Raw genomic sequence first — 14,627 nt, 5'->3', positions numbered from 1 at the left:
GGGAAGTTGGCGTAGCGTTCGCATTCCCGTCTCGGCCGGGAGCCGTGAATGCGAAGCTACGTACCGAATATATCTTCGAGTTCGAACATCTGTCAAGTATTCTTCGAAACCACACCGGGAAATAGGCCGACACGCTCGAACAGATCTTCCAGATCGGCCCGATTCTCGGATACGGTTTCGATAAGGACACCCCACCACGGGCCTCCGACATTCGAAGAGGGACGTCGGAACACGCACCTAAGGAGCACCATGAGCGAGAACTCCGCACCCGAGTCGGAGGCACCGCGCACGCGTCGCCGGAAGAGCCTCAGCCCGAAGCAGATGGCGATCCTCGAGGTCATCCAGAACTCGATCGCGCACCACGGCTACCCGCCGAGCATGCGCGAGATCGGCGACGCGGTAGGCCTCAAGTCCCTCTCCAGCGTCACCCACCAGCTCGGGCAGCTCGAACTCAGCGGCTACCTGCGTCGCGACCCCGGGAAGACGAGGGCGATGGAAGTGCTCATCGACCTGCCCGGCGCCAGCACCGAGAACCCCGCAGACGTGGCGACCCCCGTCGGCGACGCCGCGCTCGTCCCTCTCGTCGGACGCATCGCGGCCGGCGTGCCGATCACCGCCGATCAGCAGGTCGAGGAGATCTTCCCGCTCCCCCGCCAGCTGGTGGGCAAGGGTGATCTGTTCATGCTCAAAGTCTCCGGCGAGTCGATGATCGACGCCGCGATCTGCGACGGCGACTGGGTCGTCGTGCGCTCCCAGAACAGCGCGGAGAACGGCGAGATCGTCGCCGCGATGCTCGACGGCGAGGCCACGGTGAAGGTGCTGCGCCGACGCGACGGCCACACCTGGCTGCTTCCCCGCAACTCCGCGTTCGAGCCCATCCTCGGCGATGAGTCCGTGATCCTTGGCAAGATCGTGGCCGTGCTCCGCGCGGTCTGACGCTCGACAACACGACGAAGGCCCTCCCGGGATACCGGGAGGGCCTTCGATGTATGCGCACGCGGCACCTGGGCCCATAGGCTCGAAGCATGTCGTCGCCCTACGGTTCATGGCCCTCACCCTTCTCCGCGGCCTCTGTCGCCGCTTCCTCTCCGCGCATCGACGGTGCCCGCTTCGTCGGCACCGAGATCTGGTGGGGCGAGTCGGTGCCGGCCGAGAAGGGTCGGGTGACGGTACGGAGCTCCTCCGGTGCCGAGATCCTCCCCGCCCCCTGGAATGCGCGCTCGCGCGTGCACGAGTACGGCGGAGGGTCCTGGACGGCCGATGACCGCGGCACCCTGTACTTCGTCGACGCAGGAGACCAGCGGGTCCGTCGTCTGACCCGCGGAGGCGACCTGACCGCCCTCACGGCGCCGGGTCCCTCCCATGGAGGTCTGCGTGTGCAGAACGGTCGACTGCTGGCCGTGCGCGAAGACCTCTCGACCACGCCGCATCTCCGCGCGATCGTCGAGATCCCGCTCGACGGGTCCGCCGCCGAGGACGCCTCCGCGATCAAGGTGGTCGTCCAAGGGGACGGGTTCTTCGCCCATCCCGCCCTCTCCCCCGACGGGACGCGTGTCTCATGGGTCGCCTGGGACCGGGGACGGATGCCGTGGGAGGGCGCGCGGGTGCAGGTCGTCCGCGTCGACGGCGGGACGCCGCACACGATTCCCTCCCGGGCGGCTCTGCAGCCGGAGTGGCTCAGTGACACGGAACTGGTCTTCGCCGACGACCCCGAAGGTCGGTGGGCCCTGCACCTCGTCGCCCTCGACGGAGTGGTCGCCGCCGGCCCGGCGCGGCCACACGCCCCTTCCGAGGCCGACACGGGCTACGGGCTCTGGGTGCTCGGGAACCGCTGGTATCAGCCGCTCGAAGACGGCCGTATCGTCGCCGTCCGCACCAACGGACGCGACGAGGTCGTCATGATCGACGCCGACGGCGGTGTGAGCGTGATCGACCTCCCGGGTGATGGCCACGTGAGCATCGACGCCGTCGACGGCACCCGCGTGCTCGTCTCCGGGAACGGCTCACGCGCGGCGGCCGGCCTGTGGTGCGTCGACGTCGGCTCGGGAGAGGTCGTCGCGGTGCGCGGCGGCGATCCGGTCGACCCGCTGTGGATGCCCGCCGCGATGCCGATCGAGATCGACGGCCCCCATGGCGCGGTGCACGCGTTCGCCTATCCACCCGCCAACCCGGAGACGACGGTGTCCGACGACGAGCTCCCGCCCTACATCGTGCTGGTGCACGGTGGACCGACGGCACACGTGACCGGCGCGGCATCAGCGGCGATCGCGTTCTACACGAGCCGGGGAATCGGCGTGCTCGACGTGAACTACGGCGGATCCACCGGCTACGGCCGCGAGTACCGCGAACGTCTCGACGGACAGTGGGGCGTGGTCGACGTCGACGATGTGATCGCCGCAGCCCGGGGCCTCGCGGACGCCGGACTCGCCGACCCCGACCGCATCGCGATCCGCGGCGGATCGGCCGGCGGGTGGACGGTGCTGTCGGCGCTGGTCCGCGGGGGCACCTTCGCGGCAGGGATCAGCCGCTACGGGGTGGCCGACCTGCGAATGCTGGCAGCAGAGACCCACGACTTCGAGGCGTCGTACATCGACGGTCTGGTCGGCCCGCTCCCCGAGTACGAGCAGCTGTACATCGAGCGTTCGCCGCTCACGCACACCGACCGCATCGCGGTCCCCGTGCTGCTCCTGCAGGGCGGGGAGGACCGGGTCGTCCCTCCGTCGCAGTCCGAGGCGATCCGCGACGCACTCGCGGCACGTGGCATCGACCACGAGTACGTGCTGTATCCCGCCGAGGGACACGGTTTCCGAAGCGGGGACACCATCGTCGACGCCCTCGAGCGCGAGCTGACCTTCCTCGGCCGCGTCTTCGGCTTCGAACCGCGCCTGTGAGGGGCCGCGTCGCGAGGGGCGGCGTCGCGAGGGGTCGCCTCGTGACGGGCGGAGGCTACTCCCCCACGCGGTTGCGCAGCCTCATGGCGCGATCGGCCTCGCGAGTATCCTGACGCTCGCGCAGGGTCTGCCGCTTGTCGTATTCGCGCTTGCCCTTCGCCAGGGCGATCTCGACCTTGGCGCGACCGTCGGAGAAGTAGAGCTTCAGCGGGATCAGGGTGTATCCCCCGGCCGAGACCGCGTGTGCGATCTTCGCGATCTCCTCGCGGTGCAGCAGCAGCTTGCGGATGCGCTTGGCCGAGTGGTTCGTCCAGTGCCCCTGCGAGTACTCGGGGATGTGCACCGAGTCGAGGAACACCTCGTTGCCCTTGACGAACGCGTAGCCGTCACTGAGGTTGGCTCGACCCTGGCGCAGCGACTTGACCTCGGTGCCGGTGAGCACCATCCCCGCTTCGTACGACTTCTCGATCGTGTAGTCGTGACGTGCGCGACGATTGGTCGCGACGACCTTCTCTCCGCGTTCCCTGGGCATGATGCTCTCCTGTTGCCGTGATGAGCCCGATCGATCGTTCCGACCGAGCAGCCTTTCAGGCTATCAGGTACGCAGCCAGCGTCGGATCGCGAACCCGGCGGAGAGCGCGGCGAGGATCACGCCGATGCCGATCAGGACGGGGACCACCAGGGCCGCGTCCTGCATCGTCACCCAGGTCGTGATGAACGGAACCCTCCCGCGCAGGTAGCCGTTCACTCCGAAGTGCACACCGGCGACGACCGCAGCGCTGGCCAGAGCCGAGCCGAGGAAGGCGGCGAAGACGCCCTCCAGGACGAACGGCGTCTGGATGAAGCGGTTGGACGCTCCGACCAGGCGCATGATGCCGATCTCCTTGCGCCTCGCATACGCCGACAGCCGGATGGTCGTGCCGATCAGCAGAGTGGCCGCGATGAGCATGAGCACGGCGATTCCCACCGCGATGTAGGTCGCCACGGTCAACGCGGAGAACAGCGGCTCCAGGTACTGCAGCTGGTCCTTGACCTGCTCGACGCCGGCTTGTCCGCTGAAGGCCTCGGCGAGCACCTGAGACTGACCCGGGTCCTTCATGGTGACGAAGAACACCTCGAAGGCCTGGTCGGGCGTGAGCACGCTCGCCTGGTCCGCGCCGAGCTGATCGACGAGCTTGGCGTACGTCTCTTCCTTGGTGTCGAACGTCATCGAGCTGATGAGCGGCTTGAGCGCGTCGCCCTCGAGTTGTGCGCGGACGGCGGCGACCTGCTCCTCGCTCGCCGCGCCGTCGAGACACGTCTCGGATTCCGAGACCGCGGAGCACATGTACACCGCCACCTGGGCGCGCTCGGCCCAGTAGCCGCGCATGACGCCGATCTGCCCCTGCATGAGGATCGCGGCGCCTACGAATGTCAAGGAGACGAAGGTGACGAGCACGACGGAGATCACCATCGAGATGTTCCGCCGCAGCCCACCCAGGGCCTCGGTCAGGATGAGTCCGATTCTCATGAGGTCGGGCCCACTTCCTCGTCGTCTTCGTCGGAGAGTCCGAGACGATCGGCGACACCGAGCTCGGCGACATCGACCGTCGGCAGAGTGATCGGGTGAGTTCGCGGACGGATCACCGCCGGCGGTTCCACGACCGCGGGAGGCTCCACGGTGTTCGAGGCGGCGTCGATTTCCGGCGCACGTGCGGGCTCCGGCGGCTCGACCGTGCGCGGGGCCGGAGGAACCACGGTCTCCCCGTCGCGGTCGACGGAGGCGGCGGCTGCCTTGCGCTGAGTGAGCTCCTCGGCGAGGGCCGCGCGCACCACCGAGAGATCGGCCGTCTGACGCTGCACCTCCTGCACGGCGGTGAGCGCAGCCGCTGCTGCCGCACCACGCACCTCCTCCGGGACGAGACGTGGGATGTTCGAGGTGTCGCCGTAGCCGCCGTGCACCTCATCGCGGACCATCTCTCCGTCGCGGAGTTCGATCACCCGGCGCTGCATCTGGTCGACGAAGCCGGCTTCGTGCGTGGCCATCAACACGGTGGTGCCGCCCGCGTTGATCCGGGCGAGCAGCTGCATGATGTCGACCGATGTCGCAGGATCGAGGTTTCCGGTCGGCTCATCGGCGAGCAGGACCTGAGGACGGTTGACGAGAGCGCGCGCGATGGCCACGCGCTGCTGCTCACCGCCCGAGAGCTCGTGGGGCATCCGCTTCTGCTTGCCGTCGAGACCCACGAGCGCGAGGGCCTCCGGCACGGCCTGCTGGATGAAGCCGCGCGACGAACCCGTCACCTGAAGCGTGAACGCGACGTTCTGGTACACGGTCTTCGACGGCAGCAGCCGGAAGTCCTGGAAGACCGATCCGATATGGCGGCGGAAGTACGGCACCTTGCGGTTCGCGAGCGCGCGCAGATCCCTCCCGAGCACCGCGACCCGCCCCGATGTGGGGACGTCTTCGCGCAGAATCAGGCGCAGACAGGAGGACTTGCCGGAACCCGAGGCTCCGACGAGGAAGACGAACTCCCCGCGTTGCACTTCGAAGTCGACACCGGAGAGGGCGGGCTTCGACGTCCCGCGGTAGCGTTTCGTGACGTTCTCGAACCGAATCATGGCGCTACGAGCCTAAGCGCGGGCCCTCGCCTGGCCGCGAGCGACACCCCGCACGACGCTTCCGTCCTGCGGACCGGCGGTGATCGCTCCCGTCCGCCGGCCACTGCCGCGTCGCACGCCACTGCTATACATGAAGATGTCGGCTGCAGGAAGCGGCCGCCGAATACTTTCAAGGGGGAGCCATGACAACGCCCGCAGGTTGGTACGACGACGGATCCGGTCGACAGCGCTGGTGGGACGGCCAGCAGTGGACCGAGCACTTCGCTCCCGAAGCCACGGACACGCCGGCCATCCCCGAAGAGCAGGCCATCCCCGAAGAGCAGGCCGTCTCCGAAGAGCAGGTCGTCTCGGAGGAACAGGTCGGCTCGGAGGGGCAGGTCGGCTCGGAGGAGCAGGTCGTCTCGGAGGGTTCGGTGATCGATGACACGGTGATCCGTGCGTCCGACGAGGCCGCCGTCTCCCCCGAGGCGCAGGAGCCTTCCACTTCGACCCCTGCCGATCAGAGCGCGTTCGACGCTCCGGGGGCGACGGCAGCGACGACTCCGCTCGGCGACGACCTCGCCGCCTACGCTGCGCCGGCAGCGCCCGTCTACCCTGCCGCCGCGTCGGCACCGTCTGCAGGTGCCTACCCCGGCACCGCGCCGGCGTACCCCGGCAGCGCGACGGGCTACCCCGCCGCTGCCCCCTACGGGCAGCCGGGCACCGAGGAGCCGAAGAAGCTGTCGGTCCTGGGACTGGTCGGCCTCGGACTCGCCGCGATCGGCACGATCCTGGTCTTCATCCCGGTCATCGGGTTCATCGGCTTCATCCTGCTCGCGGCCGCCTTCGTCGTCTCGCTCATCTCGCTCTTCCTCAAGGGAAAGAAGTGGCCGGGCATCACGGGCCTCATCCTCGCGGTCGTCGGGACGATCATCGGAATCGTGATGTCGTTCGTGTACCTCTTCGCTTTCGCGCAGGGAGTGAGCGAAGAGATCGACAAGCTCCCGACCTCGTCTCCGTCGATCGAGGCGACCGCGCCGAGCGAAACCGAAGGGACTGATGTCGGCGTCCGCCCGACCTCCCCCGAAGTGGCTCAAGGCCTGACGGCAATCCTCGCCCTCACCGAAGCCGAGGGGTACACGGAGGCACAGATCTCCTGCCTCGCCGACCTGTTCGTCGCCTCCGATCTCGACAACGCCACGCTGCGCACGATCGCAGAAAGCGAAGGCGCACTCACCGACACCGACGCCCTGTACGGCTTCGCTGAGGTACTCGGAGACACTGACGCGGTCGCCGCGTGCTTCACACCCTGACCAATCGCAGAGTGATGTCGAGGGCCCCATGAGCAACGTGCTCCTGGGGCCTTCTTCACGTGGTCGTCCTGTCATTCGACACAGAGCCCTCAGCGCCGCTAGCGTCATCTTTGACGGCCAAACCCCTGTGGATCGGCCGGCGTAGCGAGAATGACCTCACCACGCATTCGCCGACCGAGAAAGACACACGGAACGACTGATGACGACACCTGCCGGCTGGTATGACGACGGCTCCGGGAACCGACGGTGGTGGGACGGAGTGCAGTGGACCGAGCATGTCGTCACCGGGCAGCCGGCTCCCGGCAACGAGTCGACAGCAGCTGAGAAGATGACAGCGGAGACGACGGTCTCTGAACCGACGCCGGTGCCGGAGGCTCCTGTCGCGACCAACGAGCCGGAGGCGCCCATCGCACCGGTCGCGCCGGTCGCGCCGGCGGCGGCCGCGACCGCGCCCGTAAATGCTGAGCCGGCCCCCTTCGTCCCGCCCTACACGCTCCCGGGCCACATGCCCTCCGCGCCCGCCGCGGCCGCGTACCCGGACGGTGCGGCGGCCTACCCGCCCCACACCGGGTATCCGGCGGCCTCGTGGCCGGTCGCTCCCAGCCCACAGCCCGCGGGCGGAGTGCCGGTGGTGGGCATCTTCGGCCTGGGCGCCGTCATCGTCGGGGTCGTCAGCGCCTGCATCCCCGCGATCGCGATCGCCGGTTGGGTGCTCATCGCGGTCGGATTCGTGATGTCGCTCATCTCCCTGTTCCTCCGCGGACGGAAGTGGCCGGGGATCACCGGTCTCGCCGTCGCCGTGGTCGGCGCCATCCTCGCTGCCGCCGTGTCGTTCCTGGTGCTCGCAACGACCTCGTCGTCGTCGGGCAACGAGGGCGTCCCGTTCGCCATCCCCAGCGAATCACCGTCAGATGGAGGCACCACGGCCGAGGGCCAGGACCCCTCGTCGATCGAGGGCGCCGAGATGGTTCCCTTCTCCGACCTCGAAGTGGGCGACTGCCTGCCTCTGGTCGAGTACGGCGAAGACGAACTGGTCTACGAGCTGCCCGTCGTCCCCTGCGAGCAGCCGCACACCGACGAGGTGTTCTTCATCTACGACGTCGAAGACGGTGAGTTCCCCGGCGACGATGCGCTGACCGAAACCTCGTGGAACGGATGCTACGAGGCATTCGAGGCATACGTCGGAACCTCCTACGAGGCTTCCGAACTCGACTTCTACAACTACCAGCCGACGAAGGGAACCTGGATCCGGGAGAAGGATCGCACGGTCCAGTGCATCCTCTTCAGCTACGAGGATGTGACCGGGACCCTGCGCGACTCCGGGCGTTGAACGCGCCCACGCAGCAAGAAGGCCCCGGATGACTCCGGGGCCTTCTTCGTGGACTCAGTCCTCGATCTTGCGCTTGCGCCAGCGGATGCCCGCGGAGATGAAGTCGTCGAGGTCGCCGTCGAAGACCGCCGCAGGGTTGCCGGATTCCTGGCCCGTGCGAAGGTCTTTCACCAGCTGCTGACCGTAGAGGAAGTACGAGCGCATCTGGTCGCCCCAGCTCGCGGTGATGTTGCCCGCGAGCTCCTTCTTCTTCGCCGCCTCCTGCTCCTTCTGCAGCAGCAGGAGTCGGGTCTGCAGCACGCGCATCGCGGCCGCGCGGTTCTGGATCTGCGACTTCTCGTTCTGCATCGATACGACGATGCCGGTCGGGAGGTGGGTGAGGCGCACGGCCGAGTCGGTCGTGTTGACCGACTGCCCGCCGGGGCCGGAGGAGCGGAAGACGTCGACGCGGATGTCGCTCTCCGGGATGTCGACCTCGGTCGCCTCTTCCATCAGCGGGATGACCTCGACGGCGGCGAACGACGTCTGGCGCTTGTCGGCCGAGCCGAACGGGCTGATGCGGGCGAGACGGTGCGTTCCGGCCTCGACCGAGATGGTGCCGAAGGCGTAGGGGGCGTCGATCTCGAAGGTGGCTGACTTGATGCCCGCGCCCTCCGCGTACGAGGTGTCCATGACCTTCACGGGGTACTTGTGCCGCTCGGCCCAGCGCAGGTACATGCGCATCAGCATCTCGGCGAAGTCGGTGGCGTCGTCGCCGCCTGCGCCGGAGCGGATCGTGATGATCGCGGACCGCTCGTCGTACTCGCCGTCGAGGAGCGTCTGCACCTCGAGCTGGTTGATCAGGTCGGTGAGGGCGGCGAGTTCGGCGCGGGCCTCCTGCGCGGAGTCCTCATCCCCCATCTCGTTCGCGAGCCCGACGAGCACTTCGAGGTCATCGAGACGCTGGGCGATGCCGGTGATGCGGGCGAGCTCGGACTGACGGTGGCTGAGTGCGCTGGTCACCTTCTGCGCGTTCTCGGTGTCGTCCCAGAGGTCGGGGGCGCCGGCCTCCTCGCTGAGACGCGCGATGTCGTCGCGGAGACGGGAGACATCGACGACCTCGCTGATGTCGCCGAAGGTGTGCCTGAGCGCCTGGATTTCGGCGGAGAGATCTAGTTCGAGCATGACACCTCAGCCTAACGTGCCGCCTGCCCGTGCGGGGACCCGTCGTCTGGGCCCGTCGTCTGGGACCTCGGATCAACGGGAGTAGCGTGAAGCTGTGAGCAGTGCATCGACGGTCCTTCGGCAGTTCGGACCCATGGTGTACCTGCCGACGATCCTCTTCGCGCTCGGCGAAGGCGCCGTGATCCCGCTCATCCCGGTGCTCGCCGCATCCATGGGAGCCGACGTGGCGTTCGCCGCGCTCGTGGCCTCCGCGCTCGTGATCGGCCAGCTGTGCGGGAATCTCCCCGCCGGATGGGCGGTGGGCAAGATCGGCGAGCGATACACGATGGTGATCGCCGGCGTGATCGCGATCATCGCCGGGGTCGGGATGGTGTTCGCGCCGTCGCTCGGTGTGCTCGCAGCCTCGGTCTTCCTCCTCGGGATCTGCGCGGCGGCCTTCGGTCTCGCCCGGCACGCGTTCATGACCACTCGCGTACCGGTCGCCTTCCGTGCGCGTTCCCTCTCTCTGCTCGGTGGCAGCTTCCGCCTCGGCATCTTCATCGGACCGTTCGTGGCCGCAGGGCTGCTGCAGCTGTTCGGCAGCGAGAGCGCGGCGATCTGGTTCTTCCTGGGCTGCCTCGTGGTGATGGTCGTGCTGGTCCTCTTCGGTCCTGATCCGGAGAAGATGATCCCGCCGGTCCCGGCAACCACTCAGGAACGCTATCTCGAGGATTCCGGCGAGGCCGTGAGCGGGTCGATCCCGACGATCGAGCGCATGGGCATCTTCCAGACGATGTGGCGTCAGCGTGCGGTGCTCGGACGCCTCGGGCTCGCCGCCGCGTCACTCTCCGCCGTCCGCTCGGCCCGACAGGTCGTGCTCCCCCTGTGGGGACTGTCGCTGGGATTGGATGCCTCGACCATCGCCCTCGTCGTCGGCGTCTCCGGCGCGATCGACTTCGCGCTGTTCTATGCGAGCGGACAGGTGATGGACCGCTTCGGCAGGCTCTGGGCGGCTATGCCCGCGATGGTACTCATGGGCGCGGGCTTCCTGGCTTTGTCCTTCACGCACGATGTCGATGCGGCGGTTCTCTGGTTCGGCATGTTCGCCGCGGTCCTCGGCGTCGGGAACGGCCTGTCGAGCGGCATCCTCCTGACCCTGGGCGCAGACGTCGCTCCGAAGCGGGAACCGGCGGCCTTCCTCGGCTCCTGGCGCACGCTCACCGACGCGGGCGGGGCGATCGCCCCGCTGCTCGTCTCGGCCATCACGGCCGTCGCGGCACTCCCCTTCGCAGCAGCCGCCATGGGCGTGATCGGACTTGTCGGCGCTCTCGGCTTCCTGCGCTGGATCCCGCAGTTCGTCCCGAGGGAACGGCCGGATTCCGGCGACGACTCCTCCGAGGGAGAACAGGAATGATCCCGCGTCTCGAGGCGGATGCGCACCGCCTCGTCTCGACCTTCGCGCCCCGATCGGAGCGAGACCGCGCCGCGCAGGCCGACTTCGCCTCGTTCTTCGGGGCCGACGGCGGTCCGGTACATCGCGAGGCCGGCCCGGATCACCTCACCGCGTCGTGCGTGGTGTTCGACGCCGCTCTCCGGCACACGCTGCTCGTCTTCCATCGCAAGGGCAAGTTCTGGGTGCAGCCGGGAGGGCACGTCGAGGACGGCGACGATTCGATCGTTGCGGGGGCGCTGCGAGAGCTGCGGGAGGAGACCGGCATCCTGGTGGACCCGACCGACGCACCACTCGCCTACGACCTCGACCACCACGGCCTGTCCTCGCGCTTCGGGGCCTGCTCCTCGCACCTCGACATCGGGATCGCCGTCGTCGTCGACCGCGATGCCGCACTGACCGTGAGCGAGGAGTCGGAGGACGTGCGCTGGTGGCCGGTCGACGCCCTGCCCGACGAGGTGCCACCGCAACTCGTCCCCCGGCTTGACGGGTTGCTCGTGCAGCTGCGCGACCCGCGCTGAGCCGAGATTCCCATTGCCAGGTTCGAGACATACATCTGTTATTCTCGATATATGAATGGCGCGTCTGCGAGGGAAATCCCATTGGGTGTCGTGTACCGAGCCCTCGCCAACGATACGCGGCGCCTCATCCTCGACCTCCTCCGGGAGCCCCACGCGCACTTCGACGACAAGCAGTACCGAGGCTTGGGCCTGAGCATCGAGGACGGCGTCTGCGTTCAGGACATTCAGAAGGCGACCAAGATCTCGCAGTCGGTGACCTCGACGTACTTGAAGTCTCTTCAATCCGCCGGGCTCTTGACCTCGTACCGCGAGGGGCGCTGGACCTATTACCGGCGCGATGAGGATGCGATCCGCACCATCGCCGACCGCATCGGTCAGTCCCTCTAGCCTCATCCCCCGTCACCACAGGGCGGGAAGCCTCTTGGTCTGACATATCTAATTATCTAAATATGGAGATACATGAAAAACGGCATTCTGGCCAGCACCATGCTCGCGCTCGGCGTCTTCAGCATCATCACCACCGAGATCGGGATCGTCGGCGTGCTTCCTGAGCTGGCCGACCGCGCGGACGTGTCCATCTCGCAGGCCGGGCTGCTGGTGAGCGTCTTCGCCCTGGTCGTCGCGGTGAGCGGACCCTTCGGCGTGCTCGCGGCATCTCGCTTCAATCGCAAGACGGTCCTCCTGCTCACCATGGCGGTCTTCGCGCTCGCGAACATCGTCTACGCCTTCTCGGAGAGCTTCCCGGTGCTGGTGGTGTTCCGCATCGTTCCGGCCCTCCTGCATCCCATCTACTTCGCGGTGGCTCTCACCGCCGCGAGCGCGCTGGCCCAACCGGGCAAGGAGACGAGCGCGGCCGCTCGCGTGTTCACCGGAGTCACCGTCGGCTTTGCTTTCGGGGTTCCCGCCATGGCGTTCCTGGCCAGCAGCGCCTCGGTGCCCGCGGCGTTCTGCATCGCCGCCCTGGTGAATGTGCTCGCTTTCATCGGAATCGCTCTCTGGGTGCCGACGATGCCGTCCGAGGAACACCTCAGCTACGGAAGACAGGTGCAGATCCTGCGTCGCCCTCAGCTCTGGCTTCAGCTGACTGTCGTCACGCTCGTGTTCGCGGTCATGTTCTCGACCTACAGCTACTTCGCCGACTATCTGGGCGGTGTGAGCGGCATCCCCTCGCTCACGATCGGCGGGCTGCTCATGCTCTTCGGTCTCGTGATGGTCGCCGGCAACCTCGCCTTCGCGCAACTGATCAAGCGCGGCCTGCTCGCGACTCTGCTGTGGTTCTTGGGTGGCTACCTGCTGCTGTATCTCGTGATGTATGCGGCAGCGCCGTCCGCGTGGGCCATGTCGCTTCTCGTGATTCCGTGGAGCCTGCTGCACTCTGGCGGGCTCTTGCTCGGCCAGTCGCTCATCGCCCGCGAGTCCACGGACGCGCCCACTTTCGGCAACAGCCTCTTCGTCTCCTCATCCAACATCGGCATCACTCTCGGCTCCGCGCTGGGCGCGCTTCAGATCGCCGTCGCCGGAACTCGGTCGCTGGTCTTCGTCGGCATCGGCGCAGTGTTGCTCGCACTGCTGACGGTCGGAGTCAGCCAAACGATCCGCAGGAGAACACCGCCACGCCAGCTGGCCGAACACGAATAGACGGACGTCGCCGCGAGCGTGGATTCCGATGGTCACGGCTTTTCGGCGAAGCCGGTGCCACTCCCGTCGTCGATTCCTACCGCTGGCGCGCGACGCAGCCCCTATCCGTCAGCGTCTGCCAGGCCCGCACGTCGTCTCGAGGCCACGAACCCCGGAAAGTCGGCAGGGCCGATCCCGTCAGGGGAGAAGAAGGAGCACACAAATGCCCTGGCCTGCTCTTCGAGATCTGCGAGCGAGAACCCACCTCATCAGCGCAGGGCCGTGCGGCTGGTGGCGGTCGACTCCAGCGGAACGCCGTCGGGCACGAACACGGACACCAACGGCGGATGCCACTCCGTGGCGACGGTGACTCGCGCCGTGACGCCATCGGGCGTGCCCGCGGCAGTGATCGATGCCTCCCCGGGCAGAGCAACCAGCAGAGCCTCGGCCTGATCCTGGACGCCGGCATCGGTCAGCTCGGCGCGCACCTTGCCGTCGCGGGCAGCCAGCGTGAAGCCGTCCGCCCCGGCAAGCGCCGCCGAGTCGGCCAGTGCGTCCAACCGCTTCTGAGCGACGTAGAGGTCGGTGGCGCAGACGCAGACGAAGATCACGGCCAGAGCGAGCAACACGTAACCGAGGGTGAGGAGCAGCACGCTCCCCTCGTCCCGTTCACCCGAAGGGCTACTCGTCGTTCGGATCTCTCCTGCCATCCCCCCTCGCTCCGTCATTCCGCGCCCCACCGCCGCGACACCTTCTGCACCGCTTCGGCCTGCACCGGGACGGCCGTCGACCGGTCGAGCCCGAACACCTCCGGCACCAGGGGAAGCCCCACGCGCGTGGTGACGGTGACGATGATCGTCGCCCCGGCCGACGGGCATTCGACCACGAGAGGCCTGCAAGAGAGACTGAGGTCGACCGCATCCTCGTCGAGACCGTACTCACCCACGATCCCGGCGAGCACAGCGTCACTCCGCTCCGCGGCTGTCGTGGGGTCGGGTGCGCGCGCGACGACACGAGCGATGTGCCGCGCTGCTGCCTCGGCTCCGAAAGTCTGCTCCTGGATCGCGCCGAGCGCGATCACGAGATAGATCAGGGGAACCAGGAGAATCACCCCCACTGCGATGAACTCCAGCGCGGCCGATCCCTCGTCATCCTTCCCCGAAAGTCTCGGCAGGTGCATGAGCCTCCACCTCCATCGCAAAGGGAAGGCCGATCAGCCCGAGCAGAGGAAAAGTCGTGCGGACCCGGACGTCGACCGTCTCGTACGGTGGGGCGCCGGAGACGCCGATCCGGATGTCTTCGGCATAGGCTGGGCCGACCGCACGCGAGATCACGTCACGGGTGAGTTCGATGCCTTCCTCCGGGGTCGTATCGGCGAGAGCCGCGTGATACGCGCCTTCGACGGCGGCGTCGTGCACCACGTTGCGCACGTACACCGCGAACGCCAGCTGCAGCACAGCGAGTGTGAGCGCGGTGAGGAGAGTGCCCACCAGTACGAACTCCACAGGGCTGGAGCCGCGATCATCCGCGAATCGACGCCGGCCGTTCACCTCAGAGTCCCGAGACCCGCTGGATCGCCTGTTCGAACAGCGACGTCAACGCGGGACCGGCGACGGCCCAGATGAGCACCACCAAACCCGCGGTCATCAATGTGACGAGCACCCAGCCCGGCACGTCGCCCGCTTCGTCGTCGAGCAAAGCGCGGAACCGAGTCGCGATGCCACTCCACGGGAGTCGCCTGCTACCACGGGTTCGTGCGGTCATGGTGGTCCTTTCGTTGGC

The 14,627-nt window shown here is 67.6% G+C and carries 16 protein-coding genes; 8 read left to right on the top strand and 8 right to left on the bottom strand.

Going from position 1 to position 14,627, the window contains the following annotated elements:
* Window positions 1–249 precede the first annotated feature (249 nt).
* Together lexA and ACFVWL_RS13420 are read left to right on the top strand one after the other, a co-directional pair.
* Window positions 250–936: a transcriptional repressor LexA gene (gene lexA, locus ACFVWL_RS13425; protein WP_387183475.1), complete on the top strand. Its 687-nt coding sequence runs from the start codon at window positions 250–252 to the stop codon at window positions 934–936.
* 89 nt (window positions 937–1,025) lie between these two features.
* Window positions 1,026–2,891, top strand: coding sequence for a S9 family peptidase (locus tag ACFVWL_RS13420; RefSeq protein ID WP_387183473.1), 1,866 nt, complete (start codon window positions 1,026–1,028; stop codon window positions 2,889–2,891).
* Between the two features lie 55 nt (window positions 2,892–2,946).
* On the opposite strand, the gene smpB is transcribed toward ACFVWL_RS13420, so the two are convergent.
* The 3 genes from smpB to ftsE all read right to left on the bottom strand — a co-directional run bounded on the left by smpB (window position 2,947) and on the right by ftsE (window position 5,492).
* A complete protein-coding gene (gene smpB / locus ACFVWL_RS13415; protein ID WP_021199784.1) occupies window positions 2,947–3,423 on the bottom strand; it encodes an SsrA-binding protein SmpB in 477 nt (158 codons plus the stop codon).
* Between the two features lie 63 nt (window positions 3,424–3,486).
* Window positions 3,487–4,401 carry a permease-like cell division protein FtsX gene (gene ftsX / locus ACFVWL_RS13410; RefSeq protein ID WP_017828551.1) on the bottom strand — a complete coding sequence of 305 codons (915 nt, stop codon included), beginning with the start codon at window positions 4,399–4,401 and terminating at the stop codon, window positions 3,487–3,489.
* Complete coding sequence (gene ftsE / locus ACFVWL_RS13405) at window positions 4,398–5,492, bottom strand: cell division ATP-binding protein FtsE (protein WP_387183469.1); 1,095 nt, start codon at window positions 5,490–5,492, stop codon at window positions 4,398–4,400. The genes ftsX and ftsE overlap by 4 nt, the downstream gene beginning before the upstream one ends.
* Window positions 5,493–5,674: 182 nt before the next feature.
* Between ftsE and ACFVWL_RS13400 the strand changes: the two genes are divergently transcribed.
* Both ACFVWL_RS13400 and ACFVWL_RS13395 read left to right on the top strand, forming a co-directional pair.
* Complete coding sequence (locus ACFVWL_RS13400) at window positions 5,675–6,784, top strand: DUF2510 domain-containing protein (RefSeq protein ID WP_387183466.1); 1,110 nt, start codon at window positions 5,675–5,677, stop codon at window positions 6,782–6,784.
* A gap of 199 nt (window positions 6,785–6,983) precedes the next feature.
* A complete protein-coding gene (locus tag ACFVWL_RS13395; RefSeq protein WP_387183463.1) occupies window positions 6,984–8,114 on the top strand; it encodes a DUF2510 domain-containing protein in 1,131 nt (376 codons plus the stop codon).
* 54 nt (window positions 8,115–8,168) lie between these two features.
* On the opposite strand, the gene prfB is transcribed toward ACFVWL_RS13395, so the two are convergent.
* Window positions 8,169–9,278, bottom strand: a complete 1,110-nt coding sequence (prfB, locus tag ACFVWL_RS13390) for a peptide chain release factor 2 (protein WP_029260598.1) — start codon at window positions 9,276–9,278, stop codon at window positions 8,169–8,171.
* A gap of 133 nt (window positions 9,279–9,411) precedes the next feature.
* Here prfB and ACFVWL_RS13385 point away from each other — a divergent pair, with 133 nt between their 5' ends.
* From ACFVWL_RS13385 to ACFVWL_RS13370, 4 genes are all read left to right on the top strand, one after another.
* Window positions 9,412–10,671: an MFS transporter gene (locus ACFVWL_RS13385; protein ID WP_387183638.1), complete on the top strand. Its 1,260-nt coding sequence runs from the start codon at window positions 9,412–9,414 to the stop codon at window positions 10,669–10,671.
* Complete coding sequence (locus ACFVWL_RS13380) at window positions 10,668–11,228, top strand: NUDIX hydrolase (protein WP_387183460.1); 561 nt, start codon at window positions 10,668–10,670, stop codon at window positions 11,226–11,228. The genes ACFVWL_RS13385 and ACFVWL_RS13380 overlap by 4 nt, the downstream gene beginning before the upstream one ends.
* A gap of 51 nt (window positions 11,229–11,279) precedes the next feature.
* Window positions 11,280–11,615, top strand: a complete 336-nt coding sequence (locus tag ACFVWL_RS13375; RefSeq protein ID WP_387183457.1) for an ArsR/SmtB family transcription factor — start codon at window positions 11,280–11,282, stop codon at window positions 11,613–11,615.
* Window positions 11,616–11,687: 72 nt separating this feature from the next.
* On the top strand, window positions 11,688–12,866 hold the full coding sequence (locus tag ACFVWL_RS13370) for an MFS transporter (protein ID WP_387183454.1): 1,179 nt from the start codon (window positions 11,688–11,690) through the stop codon (window positions 12,864–12,866).
* Window positions 12,867–13,114: 248 nt separating this feature from the next.
* On the opposite strand, the gene ACFVWL_RS13365 is transcribed toward ACFVWL_RS13370, so the two are convergent.
* The 4 genes from ACFVWL_RS13365 to ACFVWL_RS13350 are packed head-to-tail and all read right to left on the bottom strand — an operon-like array spanning window position 13,115 to window position 14,609.
* Window positions 13,115–13,555 carry a pilus assembly protein TadG-related protein gene (locus ACFVWL_RS13365; RefSeq protein ID WP_387183451.1) on the bottom strand — a complete coding sequence of 147 codons (441 nt, stop codon included), beginning with the start codon at window positions 13,553–13,555 and terminating at the stop codon, window positions 13,115–13,117.
* Window positions 13,556–13,569: 14 nt separating this feature from the next.
* Window positions 13,570–14,025: a TadE family protein gene (locus ACFVWL_RS13360; protein WP_387183448.1), complete on the bottom strand. Its 456-nt coding sequence runs from the start codon at window positions 14,023–14,025 to the stop codon at window positions 13,570–13,572.
* Complete coding sequence (locus ACFVWL_RS13355; protein ID WP_387183445.1) at window positions 13,994–14,350, bottom strand: TadE/TadG family type IV pilus assembly protein; 357 nt, start codon at window positions 14,348–14,350, stop codon at window positions 13,994–13,996. Before ACFVWL_RS13355 ends, ACFVWL_RS13360 begins: the two co-directional genes overlap by 32 nt.
* A gap of 46 nt (window positions 14,351–14,396) precedes the next feature.
* Window positions 14,397–14,609: a hypothetical protein gene (locus ACFVWL_RS13350; protein WP_387183442.1), complete on the bottom strand. Its 213-nt coding sequence runs from the start codon at window positions 14,607–14,609 to the stop codon at window positions 14,397–14,399.
* Window positions 14,610–14,627: the final 18 nt, after the last annotated feature.

The sequence above is a fragment of the Microbacterium sp. NPDC058269 genome (genome assembly GCF_042881445.1).
GTDB lineage: Bacteria > Actinomycetota > Actinomycetes > Actinomycetales > Microbacteriaceae > Microbacterium.
This window is presented reverse-complemented; position numbering and strand designations above follow the sequence as displayed.